The 258-nt window shown below is 44.2% G+C and carries 1 protein-coding gene; it reads left to right on the forward strand.

Annotated features, from left to right (window positions below):
- Positions 1 to 258: ABC transporter transmembrane domain-containing protein (locus AAEZ09_RS28670; protein ID WP_350601727.1), on the forward strand; the 258-nt coding region annotated here is incomplete at its 3' end.

Here is a 258-nt window from a genome sequence, read left to right on the forward strand (position 1 = left end):
ATGTACATTTTGGTGTATTTCACCTCGATGTTGGTCATGATTGCCACTGCTGACGTTCGTTTAATGTTACCCATGCTCGTTTGGTTAGCGGCTTACGTGTTGATTCAATGGAAACTCGTTCCAAAGCTGAAAGCAATATCGACAGAACAAGCCGATGCTCGTTCAACAATGACCGGCCGTATTGTCGATAGTTATACCAACATATCAACCGTAAAGCTGTTCTCGCATACGACTCAAGAAGCTGACTACGCCCAAGAT

Origin of the sequence: Pseudomonas sp. 65/3-MNA-CIBAN-0223 (assembly GCF_040310425.1) — a bacterium.
Lineage (GTDB): Bacteria > Pseudomonadota > Gammaproteobacteria > Pseudomonadales > Pseudomonadaceae > Aquipseudomonas > Aquipseudomonas gregormendelii.